Consider the following 14,097-nt stretch of genomic DNA (forward strand, 5'->3'; position numbering starts at 1 on the left):
TTGTTAATTAATAGAATTTGAATGTTTCCTTTGACGGATGTCCCGTAACTTTACTTTTCGAAAACGGTTTTACCGTTAGCCTTATTTATAATGTAATAAAAACAACAAGTATGCCTTCAAAATTATTTTCACCACTCCAAATAAAAAGTACTACGCTAAAAAACAGAATCGCCATTTCACCCATGTGTCAATATTCAGCAACAGATGGTTTTGCCAATGATTGGCATCTCGTACATCTAGGCAGCCGTGCCATTGGTGGTGCGGGACTCATCATTCAGGAAGCGACCTCAGTTTCTCCAGAAGGCCGTATCTCTCCAGGAGATTTAGGGCTTTGGAAAGATGAACAAATGGATAAGATGAAAGTTATAAATCAATTCATCATTGGTCAAAATGCAGTTCCCGGAATACAATTGGCGCATGCCGGTCGTAAAGCCAGTGCAGCATCGCCTTGGGAAGGCAGTAAGAAAATTTTCCCCGCTGATGGTGGATGGGAAACCGTAGCGCCAAGCGCAATAGGGTATCATGATGATGAGACGCCAATTGCCTTAGATAAAACAGGAATCCAAAAAGTGATTTCCGATTTCAAATCAGCTACTAAAAGAGCAGTGGAAGCGGGTTTTCAAGTAATGGAAATTCATGCAGCACATGGCTATTTGCTACATCAGTTTTTATCGCCATTGTCTAATTTAAGAACGGACGAATATGGCGGAAGTTTTGAGAACAGAGCGCGCTTGACGATGCAAGTGTTGGAGGTGGTTCAATCAGAATGGCCAAAAGACTTTCCGTTATTTGTTAGAATTTCAGCCAGCGACTGGGCAGCGGGAGGATGGAATATTGAGGAATCAGTACAACTTTCGAAAATACTAAAAGAAAAAGGCGTTGATTTAATCGATGTCTCTTCAGGGGGATTGGTTTCTCACCAACAAATTCCGTTGGGACCGAATTACCAAGTTCCTTTTGCCGAAAGCATAAAAAAAGAAGTAGGAATTATGACTGGCGCCGTAGGTCTAATTACCGAAGCCAAGCAAGCCGAAGAAATTGTGGCTTCTGGAAAAGCTGATTTGGTGTTGTTTGCTAGAGAGTCGTTGAGAGATCCTAATCTGGGATTGACATTTGCATATGAGCTACAGGAAGATGTGAAATGGCCTAATCAATACGATAGAGCTAAAATCAGATAATTTTTTGAAACATATAAGTCATATAAGTTTTTTAACTGCTGGTTTTTTGTAACATATAAGTCATGGAAGTTTTAGATAGTGTAAAATAATAACGAGTAAGCTTATTCTATTTCTTAGATGACTTATATGTTTAAATTTAAAGACAAAGAATTTAAAAAAAATCCGCGATAATCTGTTTCATCCGCGTCCCATAAGAGAATACAGAGTAATTCCAATCTAAGTCTTATATGACTTATAAATTAAAGATTAAAAACGCGATTAATCCGCGTTCCATAAAAACACAACAACCTATGAAAAAAATAAAAACAGCTTTGCTTTCCTATGGAATGTCCGGAAAAGTGTTTCATGCACCATTTCTGGAATTTCATTCTGGATTTGAATTGCTGGGATCTTGGGAAAGAAGCAAGAAATTGATACAACTGGATTATCCAGATGTGAAGAGTTATCCCACTTTGGAATCAGTTCTCGAAGAGGATGTTGATTTGGTAGTCGTTAATACACCAGTGGGAACTCATTTTGAATATGCCAAAAAAGTGCTGCTAGCAGGAAAACACGCCATAGTCGAAAAAGCATTTACTACCACTGTGGCCGAAGCAGAGGAACTGGCAGCATTGGCTAAAGAAAAAGGAGTGAAACTGTCGGTTTTTCAAAACAGAAGATGGGACAGTGATCTAAAAACGGTACGACAAGTCCTTTCGGATGGCGTTTTGGGTGATATTGTGGAAGCCGAATTTCATTTTGACCGCTACAATCCTAACTTGAGTCCAAAGCAACATAAGGAAACTGCCAATGCTGGAGCAGGTACTCTGAAAGATTTAGGTCCGCATTTGATAGATCAGGCGCTATATTTATTTGGATTTCCGAACTCTGTTTTTGGTGATGTAAGAATAACACGTGAGCATTCCTTAGTAGATGACTGGATTGACATCGTTTTATATTACGATACTTTTAGAGTGAGATTGAAAGCCAGTTTTTTTGTCAGAGAAGCCATTCCGGCCTATCAGCTTCATGGTAAGAAAGGGTCATTCCTGAAACCGCGCGGAGACGTGCAGGAAGACGATTTGAAATTAGCTAAAAAACCAAATTTAGACAGATGGGGAAAAGAGTCCATAGAACTAGAGGGAATAGTACACACTGATATAGATGGATCCACTATGCATGGAAAAATCCCGACATTACAAGGGAACTATTATGCCTTTTTTGATGGGGTTTACAATTCAATTGCTAATGATACTATCGAGCCAGTAACAGCCCAAGATGGTGTAAGAGTAATGCAAATTATTGAAGCTGTAATTCAAAGTAGCGCTCAGAAAAAAGCTGTCTATTTGTAGCGTTTTTTAGTAAAAATAGAAAAAAGGACCGCAGATTCGCAGATTTTATAAATTTATAGAATCAGTGAATCTGCGGTCTTTTTTTTATAAAAAATAGTACTAGTTTGAGACTTAATTTTTTTGTTTCATTTTTGATCAAGCAAAAAAGAAAATTACAATTATTAAACCATAATTTTTCACTAAAAACTATCTACAACCAAAGGGTTAATGTAATCTTCACTTATTTTATAAACAATAACGTTATAATTCTTGCCACAAAATTTATTTAATGACTACGGCTGATTGCTTTTTGTATTTTTGCCGCTCAAATTGTAAAATCCCGTTATTTTGATAGATATAAAATTTATTACCAAGTTTAAAGCAAAAGGTAAGTACAAGAAAACCTACGGTAATGCAAAGATTTCCTATCTCAACAAAATCCGTTGGGCAGTTTCCTCTTTTTATTTTGGTATGGGATTGTGTTTTGCCACTTGGGCAAGCCGAATTCCGGATATTAAAACAACCTTAGATTTAGGATCGGCAGAGCTAGGAAGCATTCTGTTTGCAGTTCCTGTAGGGCAGTTGTTGATTATGCCTTTTTCAGGAAAATTGGTAACCCGTTATGGGAGTCACCGCATCCTGATATTCGCCTCTTTACTATATGTATTAAGTCTCGTTAATCTTGGGTTAGCAACTACAGCCTGGCAATTGTCCTTCGCATTATTTTTGTTTGGACTATTTGGAAACCTAAACAATATTGCAGTAAACACACAAGGCGTTTATACCGAAGTACTTTTCAAGAAAACCATCATGTCGTCTTTTCACGGTATGTGGAGTTTTGCAGGCTTTACAGGAGCTTTGGTAGGACTGGGAATGCTGGCTTTGCAACTCTCGCCATTCCATCATTTTCTGATTATTGGCGCCATTGTAATTTTGATGATGGCATTCAATTATAAATTCCTGATCAAGGCCAAAGAAATACCTAAGGCCGAAAAGAAAAAATTATTTACAAAGCCAGACAGCGCACTTATTTGGTTAGGTGTCATAGGTTTTTGCTGCATGGCCAGCGAAGGAGTAATGTTTGACTGGAGCGGTGTTTATTTTAAGGATGTCATTCAAGCGCCGGGACCTTTAGTGATTTTGGGATATACTTCCTTTATGATTATGATGGCTGGAGGCCGATTCTTTGGTGACGGCCTGATTCTAAAGTTTGGACGAAAATCAGTAATGCAAATCAGCGGACTTCTCATTTCTGCAGGACTTTTTACCTCAGTATTTTTTCCATATATCATTCCTTCCACAATCGCCTTTATGTTCGTCGGTTTAGGAGTTTCTACAATTGTTCCTACACTTTATAGTATCGCTGGAAAAAATCCAAATGTTCCACCAGGCGAAGCCTTAACGATTGTTTCGAGCGTTAGTTTTCTTGGTTTTCTGATGGGTCCGCCAGTTATTGGATACATCGCTGAAATGTCGAGTCTGCGATTTTCTTTCGCTTTTATAGGGCTTTTCGGTATTTTGATTGCCATTATGGTTTCCAGAATCAAAGCGATTCAGTAATTTCTTTTTTAGGAGCACAATATGCTGTTTTCATAATAAAATCAGCCCCAGCTGTACGCAGTATCTTTTTTCCCGCCCCAAAAAAATGGGTCTGGCAATAAAGGATACTTGCTGCCATCGGGGCTATGCATCACTTTTTGTGGATTTCATTTCTTTCGATATGAAGGCGTCCTTAGCTTCCGCAGTCGAGCGTCAAATGTTTGAAGAAGTTGTAAAAACAAAAACTGTTTGAGCGGAGCGAGTTTTTTTGTTTTAGACCCGAGCCGTAGGCGAATAGAGCGAAGCTACTTCGAAAACTAATTTGACCGACGAGGGAGTGTAGACTTGAAATCGAAGATTCATGAATACTAAAAAACAATAACAACCCATGAATAATTTTTTGTTTCTTTTTTGATCAAGCAAAAAAGAAAATTAGTAAAACACAATTTTCACCCTCAACCAAACGTGATTGAGGGTGACTTTCGTTATAAATTTGTTTCTATAACTAGGCAATTTGCAATAACAAAGTTTACTGATATAATTCATTCGATACAAAAAAACCAACCTAAATATATCATCCCAAGAAAGATAATTCCCAACCAGAAATCCCGAAATAAAAAACAGTATTTTATTTTTACTGTAAATCAACAACTTATAGGAATTTTAATTACATTTATTTAATAATTTCAGATAATATAATTGATCGGCATTCTCAATACCACTGTTTTATAGTATTCTTTAAATTTCCCAAAAACAACTTTCCGTTATTTTCCATTATTGCTCCCTTGGGGATGTTTTTATATGGTCTAAAATGAAAATCAGCAAATTTATTTAGAATAAAAATTCTCAAGTCTTAAAGGGGGGAATTGCTTAGCCTATAAAACACAAATACACCTATGAAAAACGTTTTCCCGACTCTTTTCCTACTATTCCAGCTGGGATTGGCTTTTGCACAAAATGAAACGGGGGTTAGGGGAACGGTTCTGGATTCCAAAAGCCAGAAACCACTAGCCTTTGTTGTCGTTTCAATCCAGAATACCACATTAATGCAACTTAGCACAACAGCTGGAGAATTTTTTCTGGAAGACGTTTCCGTAGGCGATCATTTAATCCTTTTTCACAGTCAGGGTTTCAAGGATGCCTTGATTCCCATTACAATAATTGCAGGTCAACAGCTCGACTTGGGAACTATCATTCTAGAAGATGATGTGGTTTCAGAAGTGCAAACAGGTATGATCCGACTTTTCGACACCGATTTAAGCGATGATAATAGTGGTTCCGAAAGTACCTCAGGACTTTTGCAATCCTCTAAAGATGCTTTTCAACTAGCTGCCGCTTTCAATTGGGGGCAGGCACGGTTCAGGATTCGGGGATTGGATAGTGAAAATGCTACAACCATGATTAATGGTATCACCATGAATAAATTATATGACGGTAGGCCGCAATGGGGAAACTGGGGCGGACTAAACGATGCCACCCGCAATCAGGAATTTTCAATAGGAACAGCCCCTTCTGATTATACTTTTGGCGGAATTCTTGGAACACAAGAAATCAATACTCGTGCTTCCATTTACAGAACAGGCACGCGAATCACGGTTTCGGGTACTAATACCAATTATAGTTGGCGTACTATGGGAACTTATGCTTCTGGAATGGGAAGTAACGGTTGGGCTATAGTCGTTTCGGCAGCAAAACGCTTGGCGCAAGAAGGTCATTTTGAAGGCACAACTTATGATGCCAATTCTTTCTTTATGAGTGTCGAAAAGAAATTAAACGAAAGCCACTCCATTAATTTCACTGGATTTTACACGCCAAATACGAGAGGAAAAAACTCTCCAAATACGGATGAGGTTATCCAACTAACGTCTGAAAAGTACAATTCCTATTGGGGTTTTCAAGATGGCAAGAAGAGGAATGCCAGAACGAAGACTATCGAAGAACCGATCTTAATACTGAATCATTTTTTCAAAATAAACGACCATACTAATCTGAATTCGGGATTGATGTATCAATTTGGCAAAATTGGGAATAGTAACATCGACTATCAAAGTGCAAATAGTCCGGATCCTACTTATTTCCGGAAACTGCCATCTTATTTTACCTCACTTTATGCACGGGATAACGGAGAATATTCAGGAAGTTTTACTCCTGATTATGAAAATGCCGAAAAAAGCAAAGTTCAATTTCTAGCCAATCCACAAATCGATTGGCAGGCCATTTATCAGGCCAATCAAATTCCAATTATTGGCGGTAATGGAAATATATCTGGATATGAACCCGCTAAAAGTCATTACGTTTTATATGAAGACCGTACTGATGACAAAACAATGGTGGCGACTTCTATTTTCAACACACAACTTAATGAAAATTTGATTCTGAATGCGGGAGCTTCATTTAGCAATCTAAAATCACACAATTACCAGAAACTGTTGGACTTGTTGGGAGGTGCTTATTTTGAAGATATCGATGGTTTTTATTCTGGAAATCAGGCACAATCAGATTTGAATAATCCAGATAGGCAAGTGGTGGAGGGAGAAGTTTATGGTTACAATTACAATTATGTTGCTACTACTTTGGACGCCTTTAGCCAATTTAAATTTTCATACGATAAAGTCGATTTCTATTTGGCACAATCTTTTACTAGCACCAATTATCAAAGAGAAGGATTGTACAAAAACGGAATTTATGAAACGATTTCTTTCGGCAAAAGCGAGAAGCTGCAATTTGAAAACTTTGGGTTCAAAGGAGGACTGACCTATAAATTATCAGGAAAACAGCTGTTGACTTTTAACGGAGCTCATTTGACCAAAGCGCCAACGGTTAGGAACAGCTTTCCGAATTCACGTTTGAACAACTCCATAGTTGATGGAATGCAAAGTGAAAATATAAATAGTCTTGATGCGACTTATATATTTCGTTCTCCAAAACTCAAATCACGACTAACGGCTTACTATAGTACAATAAAAGAGGCAACTAAAACTTCCTTTTTTTATGCCGAAGGGATTTTTGACAATGGCGCGGGTTATACTAATACCAATGCTTTTGTAAGTCAGACATTAACTCAGTTAGATAAAAAGAATATTGGCGCCGAAATGAGTTTTGAATACCAGTGGAGCCCCACAATCAAAAGCAGTCTTTCTGCAGCTTATGGAAAATACACCTATGACAGCAATCCTAATTTAAGTGTCAACAATGATGCAGTTGCCACTGTAGAAAATACCAATCCGTCATTTGATTTCGGAAAGACTTTGCTGAAGAATTACAAACAAGCCGGAATGCCTCAACAAGCCTATGCATTTGGGATAGAATACCGTGATCCAAAATACTGGTGGATTAGCTCTAACATTAATTATCTGGCAGAAACCTATATTGATGTTTCTCCTATTTCCAGAACAAGTCACTTTTATACAAATCCCGCCAGCGGATTCCCATTCCCCGAAGCAACAGAAGCAAGAGCAGTGGAATTGCTAAAACAAGAAAAATTCGATCCAGTCATGTTGCTCAACTTTACGGGAGGAAAATCATGGCGGATACGAGAAAAGTATTTGGGGCTTTTTGTGAGTGTCAATAATGCCTTAGACAAAAAATATAAAACAGGAGGATATGAGCAAGCGAGAAATGCAAATTTCAGACAACTCAATCAAGATGTTTCCAGTGGTACTCCTTCTTTTGGCAATAAATATTTTTATGGTTACGGCAGAACCTATTTTGTGAATCTGAGTTTCAATTTATAAATAATTAACTATTATGAAAGCTACTTCCTATACCGTTTTTTCATTGTTACTATTGGTTATCGTATTTACATCTTGTGTGAATGATGAGGTTGAAATTCCTAAGCTTAGCTGTAACCAGCCTGATTTGTCAGTAAACAAATCGGTTGCTGATGTTCATACTAATGCAGCGGCAATAGTTTCAAAATATGAATACAATGATATCATTGAAGCCTATGTTGTTTCAACGGATGAATTTGGTAATTTTTTTAAGACGATTTCTTTTCAAACTTTGGCAACAGCTACAAAACCAGCTATAGGTTTTAGCGTTCCGGTGGACGTAAGTAATATTTATGTCGATTATAGGTTTGGAAATAAAGTCTACCTAAAACTGAAAGACCAGTACACTGATATTAATTACGGAAGTTTACGAATAGGAGGGATTTACGTTAATTCCTACAATGAAGGCGGCGTGGGCAGACTTTCCCAAAACGACTACAAATATGTATTACATGCTTCCTGTACGACTCTAACGGACGAGCAATTAGTGCGGAAAACATCAATTTCAGATTTGCTGAACGATTCCAATTTGAATACGCTGGTTGAGTTGTCAGAGGTGCAGTTTACAGAAGCAGCCATTGGTCGTCATTATTTTGAAGAAACGAACAATGTTGGCGGAGCGACAAATTGGAATTTAATTGACGAAAAAGGAAACCAAGTCATTTTTAGAACTAGCAGTTATGCTGATTTTGCTAGTAAATTAGTGCCAACAGGAAACGGAAAAGTAAGGGGAGTATTGACCAAATTTGGTCCCGATTATCAGTTAGTCGCCCGTTCTGAAAGTGATGTTACGATTTCAGGAACAAGAGCCGTTCCCTTTTTTTTGGAAGATTTTAATAGAGTTGTTGACAAGTCGAATTTAAGCCTTCCGGGTTGGGCAAATATCGTTCAGAGCGGCACGCTTTTTTGGAAAGGCACAGTCTATTCTGGAAATGGATATGCCGAGTTTAATATAAGTGGAACAAAAGTCGTGTCTAATATCGCCTGGTTGATTTCTCCAAAAATTGATATGGATACCCATACTAATGAGGTTTTAACTTTTAGAAGTGCCCAGCATCATCTGGATGTCGACTCGCCGCTAAATACAATTGAGGTTTATGTTTCTACTAATTTTGATGGTTTGAATGTGACTAAAGCGACTTGGATTCTAGTTCCAGTTGTTTTGCCAAAGCAAGCTACACCATGGTATCAGTTTGTAGGTAGTGGTGGAGTAGATCTGTCCTCCTATAAAGGAAAAATTAATATTGCATTCAAATATATCGGCTCTGGGAAAAACCTAACCTTGGATGGGGCTTTCCAGGTAGATGATGTTCAGGTTTTTGGAGATTGATATTAGTTATATATAGTAGTAAAAAATATAATTTATATAGGCTGTATTTTATATATTTGCCAGCTTACCAATTAAATTATATTATGAAATCTATTTTATTAGCATTTGTCTCTCTATTATTCGTTTCTTGTTTATCAGATACAAATACAGACGTAGAAACTCAACCGGTTGATTATAAAGTTCAAAATGAAAAAGAAATTGTGGATTATATTGCTGCAAACAAATTGACTGCCACAAGAACCGATTCAGGTTTGTATTATGTAATTAATGAAGCAGGAACAGGTGTTAAACCAACAGCTTCTTCTAATGTGACTGTAGAATACAAAGGGTATTTTACTAATGGATCTGTATTTGACGGAGGTACGCCTGGAGGTCTTACTTTTGGTTTGAATCAAGTTATAAAAGGATGGACAGAAGGGATTCCTTATTTTAAAGAAGGCGGTAACGGTATTCTTTTAATTCCTTCTCATTTAGGTTATGGAAGTAATGGAAGCGGACGAATTCCTGGAGGATCTGTCCTAGTTTTTGATGTTAAACTGATTAAAGTAAATTAGTTTTAAACTCCTATAATATAAAAAAGGCTGTCCGAGAAGACAGCCTTTTTGTTTTTTAGTATTTATAGAAATCATCTATTTAATCTTCTATCTGATATATAACTGCTTCATAAGGTCTTAATTCTCCATTAGTGGATGGTTTACCGTAATTGTCAATTAATACTTTCCCTTTTTTACTATATAATCCTGTGTTTGCCGTAGCATTTTTAGAAGAAAAATTCAATAAAACCAACACCATTTTTCCGTCTAATTCTCTAGTGTAAGCATAAACATCTGGATTGTCTTTGTCTAATAAAGTATATTTTCCATAAACTAAAATAGGATTTGTTTTACGCAAATGAGTCATTTTTCTAAAGTAATTCAAAACAGAATTAGGGTCATTTTCTTGTGCCTCAGCATTTATAGTAACATGATTATCATTTACTTTTAACCAAGGAGTTCCAGATGTAAATCCGCCATTTTCTGAACTGTTCCACTGGAAAGGAGTTCTGCCGTTATCTCTGGCTCCGCCTGTTTTTTGGTCTTCTATGAATTGTTTTAAATCTCCTCCAGCTAATTTTAATCGTTCGTACTCAGCCAACGTTTCGATATCACGATACTCATCGATAGAATCAAATTTAGCATTTACCATCCCAATTTCATCTCCATTATAGTAATAAGGAGTTCCTCTCATCGATAGCAAGAAGGTGGTTAGTAATTTAGATGAAACAGCACGGAATTCAGGTGCGTCATTTCCCCAACGAGAAGTCATTCTTGGTTGGTCATGATTTCCTAAATAGATCGTTCCCCATCCCTTATTTTCATACACTTTGTCCCAATCAGAATAGATTTTTTTGAAATCAACTAAAGAATAAGGCCCCATTTTTTTGAAATAGCCAGGGATATAACCCAAGTTTGTTCCTTCAAAATGATACCCCATATTGAGTTCCTTGCGGTCTTCATCTACAAAATTTAAAGCCGTTGAGGTTAACATTCCTGCTCCCTCCGCCAAGGACATGATATCGTATTTGCTCAACACTTCGCGATTCATTTCCTGAAGATATTCATGCAAATGAGGTCCACTAGCAAAGTATACATCCCAACGACCAAGGTAGTTTTTGTTTAATTCTTCTTGTGTGATTACTGGAAAACTAGTGTCTTTAGAGATAAACGGAATTACATCCATTCTAAACCCATCAATCCCTTTTTTGAACCACCAATTCATCATGCTGTAAATTTCTTCACGTAATTTTGGGTTCTCCCAATTCAAATCGGGTTGCTTGAAGTTAAAATAATGCAAGTAATAGGAATCTGTTTGTTTGTCATAGCGCCATCCACTTCCATCGGCCTCAAATGAGCCTGGGCGGAAAGCAGGCTTTCCTTTTTCGGCAGGCCACCAGTGGTAATAATCTCTGTAGGGATTGTCTCTAGATTTGCGGCTTTCTTGGAACCACTTATGTTCGTCACTGCTATGATTGACTACTAAATCCATTACTAATTTTAATCCTCTTTCATGCATTCCTTTTAATAAAGTATCAAAATCTTCCATCGTACCAAATTCTTTCATGATGGCTTGGTAGTCTGAAATATCGTAGCCATTATCGGCATTTGGCGATCCGTAAATCGGATTCAACCAAACGACATCAACACCCAAACTTTTGATATAATCTAATTTTTGAATAATTCCTTTTAAATCGCCTACACCGTCTCCATTACTGTCTTTGAAACTGCGAGGATAGATCTGGTAAACGACTGCTTCTTTCCACCATTTACGATCAGTGGTAGATTTATTGTCTTGTGCCATAGCTGTATTGGTTAATAACAATCCAAAGTAAAGAATAGTAACGATTAAGTATTTTGAATATTTTAATCTCATTTTTTGGTTATTTAGTTCTTGGTTTTAAATTAGAAAAGGCTGAACAATTAGGCAGCCTTTTCTATTTCTATATTCAATTATTTTTTGATTTCGATTATGCTAACGGCGTAACCTCCACCTGGAGCAGATAACTGCGATAATTTAGATTTGCTTGTTACTGTCATTTTACGAATAGTATACGCTTGTGGATTTGTTTTGTAATGAGCATCTTTTGCATCAGCATAAATAGTGGCCTCATATTTTTTTCCTTTTTCTAAGAAATCAAATGTAATGTTTGAAGTACGCGGCGTTTCTCCGTTTACATTCCCCACAAACCAGTTGTTTGTTGCTTTTGCTTTTCTAGCAACAGTAATGTATTGTCCCGGTTCTGCTTCTATGTATTTACTCACCGTCCAGTCAATAGCTACGTCTTTGATAAACTGAAATGCATCTAAAAAGCGATTGTAGTTTTCTGGTAAGTCAGCTGCCATTTGCAACGGACTATACATAGTTACGTATAAAGCCAATTGATTAGCAATAGTACTGTTTACATGCGAATGATTATCAGGATTCAATTTTGACAAATCCATTTCAAAAATCCCAGGAGTGTAATCCATTGGTCCACCTATCAAACGAGTAAAAGGCAATACTGTTACGTGATTTGGTTTTGAACCTCCAAAAGATTGATATTCCGTTCCTCTAGCTGATTCGTTTCCAATTAAATTGGGATATGTTCTAGAAATTCCTGTTGGGCGAACTGCCTCGTGTGCATTGACCATAACTTTATAATCAGCTGCTTTTTCAATAGCATATTGATAGTGATTGACAGTCCATTGGCTATAATGATTCTCCCCTTTAGGTAAAATATCACCTACATAGCCACTTTTTACGGCATCATATCCATTGTCTTTCATAAACTGATAGGCGTTGTCCATATGACGCTCGTAGTTACGAACAGAACCTGAAGTCTCGTGATGCATAATCATTTTTACCCCTTTTGATTTGGCATACTCATGAATTGCTTTAACATCAAAATCCGGATAAGGTGTTACAAAGTCAAAAACGTAATCTTTGGCATGGCCAAACCAGTCTTCCCAACCTTCATTCCAACCTTCAACCAGAACACCACCAAAACCATTTGCCGCAGCAAAATCAATATATTTTTTTACATTAGCATTGTTTGCCCCATGAGTTCCGTTTGGTTTTGCTTTTGAATAATCTGTAATCCCTAATTGTACTGATGGAAATTCATTGGTATATGACCATGAACTTTTACCAGTAATCATTTCCCACCAAACACCAACATATTTAACGGGTTTGATCCATGAAGTATCTTCAATTTTGCAAGGTTCATTTAAATTTAATGTCATTTTAGAAGCAAGAATGTCCGTGGCATTATCACTTACAATAATTGTACGCCACGGGGAATGGTCTGGAGCTTGCATATTTCCTTTATCGCCATTTGCGCTGGGTGTCAACCAAGATTCAAAAACCATGTTCTTGTCGTCTAGGTTCAGGTGCATGCAGGAATAATTAATTAGTGCCGCCTCATGAAGATTGATATACAAACCATCATTGGTTTTCATCATCAAAGAAGTTTGAACCCCTGTTGGAGAAAAAGAAGTCTGTGAAACGTTGTCCGTTTTGGCTTTTTCTGTTAACCCTCTAATTTCTGATAATTTTGATGTAGTATAATCGTATTCTTGTGTGTCATAATCACCAGGGATCCAAAATGCAGTATGATCGCCTGTCATAGCAAACTGCGTTCTTTCTTCTTTGATTATAAAATAAGTTAGGTTTTTTTGAGTAGGGAATTCGTAGCGAAAACCAAGTCCATCATCAAACAGACGGAAACGAATAACGATTTGTCTGTTTGTTTCGTTTTGGTTCAGAGTAATAGCCAATTCGTTATAATGATTGCGAATTTGATCTTCTTCACCCCAAACAGGTTTCCAAGTTTCATCGAAAGTGCTTGTTTGGGTGTCTTTTATCGTAAAATTATTTAACAATGAATTTTTGTCAAATAGTAATTCTTTTTCAGATGCATTTGTACTAAAGGTCAAATCATACAACATTGTTTTTTTGTCGCTTTTTAGTTCAAGACCTAGTTTACTTGGTTTTATAACTGCTTTACCTTTGTAGTTCAAAGTGTAACTTGGAGTTCCATCAGCTAACAATGAAAATTCCATGGTGAATTTTTGATTGGGTGATTTTAATTGTTGTGCAGAAACGTTACTCAAGAACGTTAAAGTGAATAGTAGTGAAAAAAGATAATGCTTCATGTTTATTGAATATAAATTACTAGTTGATTTTTGGTTTTATGTCGCGATTTTAGTTTTACGAAATCGATTTATTTAAATAGCAGCAAAATCGTATTTGCATTTACAATTTCTGGAAAGTAAAAGTAGGCTCTTTACAGTCGTAATATTTTTTCAGTTTTAAAAAAGTAGATTTAAATCCAATTTTTTTATTGTAAATATAACAAAATCAATGTTTTGAAAAAAAATAAAGACCGAAAAAAGTGGTGGTTTAATAATGTAAAAAAGGAGTTTAGGTAAAAAAAATACTTAAAGTGCTTCTAA

8 protein-coding genes are annotated in these 14,097 nt (G+C 36.7%); 6 read left to right on the top strand and 2 right to left on the bottom strand.

The features are described from left to right. Window positions 1-110: 110 nt before the first annotated feature. The 6 genes from HJ01_RS03425 (at window position 111) to HJ01_RS03455 (ending at window position 9,681) form a co-directional block, all read left to right on the top strand. Complete coding sequence (locus HJ01_RS03425) at window positions 111-1,178, top strand: NADH:flavin oxidoreductase/NADH oxidase (RefSeq protein WP_007136897.1); 1,068 nt, start codon at window positions 111-113, stop codon at window positions 1,176-1,178. A gap of 290 nt (window positions 1,179-1,468) precedes the next feature. Further along, entirely contained in the window at window positions 1,469-2,509 is a 1,041-nt protein-coding gene (locus HJ01_RS03430; RefSeq protein WP_040473678.1) for a Gfo/Idh/MocA family oxidoreductase, read from the top strand. A gap of 327 nt (window positions 2,510-2,836) precedes the next feature. Continuing rightward, a complete protein-coding gene (locus HJ01_RS03435) occupies window positions 2,837-4,048 on the top strand; it encodes an MFS transporter (protein ID WP_007136899.1) in 1,212 nt (403 codons plus the stop codon). Window positions 4,049-4,923: 875 nt separating this feature from the next. After that, window positions 4,924-7,761 (top strand): carboxypeptidase-like regulatory domain-containing protein, encoded by a 2,838-nt coding sequence (locus HJ01_RS03445; protein WP_007136903.1) that lies wholly within the window; start codon window positions 4,924-4,926, stop codon window positions 7,759-7,761. A gap of 13 nt (window positions 7,762-7,774) precedes the next feature. Continuing rightward, window positions 7,775-9,127, top strand: coding sequence for a DUF5689 domain-containing protein (locus HJ01_RS03450; protein WP_007136904.1), 1,353 nt, complete (start codon window positions 7,775-7,777; stop codon window positions 9,125-9,127). Window positions 9,128-9,210: 83 nt separating this feature from the next. After that, window positions 9,211-9,681, top strand: coding sequence for an FKBP-type peptidyl-prolyl cis-trans isomerase (locus HJ01_RS03455; RefSeq protein ID WP_007136905.1), 471 nt, complete (start codon window positions 9,211-9,213; stop codon window positions 9,679-9,681). A 79-nt stretch (window positions 9,682-9,760) separates the two neighbouring features. Here the strand turns inward: HJ01_RS03455 and HJ01_RS03460 are convergent, their stop codons facing one another. Together HJ01_RS03460 and HJ01_RS03465 are read right to left on the bottom strand one after the other, a co-directional pair. Then, complete coding sequence (locus HJ01_RS03460; RefSeq protein ID WP_007136906.1) at window positions 9,761-11,536, bottom strand: glycoside hydrolase family 13 protein; 1,776 nt, start codon at window positions 11,534-11,536, stop codon at window positions 9,761-9,763. Window positions 11,537-11,613: 77 nt separating this feature from the next. Next, window positions 11,614-13,797, bottom strand: coding sequence for a glycoside hydrolase family 97 protein (locus HJ01_RS03465; RefSeq protein ID WP_040473651.1), 2,184 nt, complete (start codon window positions 13,795-13,797; stop codon window positions 11,614-11,616). Window positions 13,798-14,097: the final 300 nt, after the last annotated feature.

It is taken from the genome of Flavobacterium frigoris PS1 (genome assembly GCF_000252125.1).
Taxonomy (GTDB): Bacteria; Bacteroidota; Bacteroidia; order Flavobacteriales; family Flavobacteriaceae; genus Flavobacterium; species Flavobacterium frigoris_A.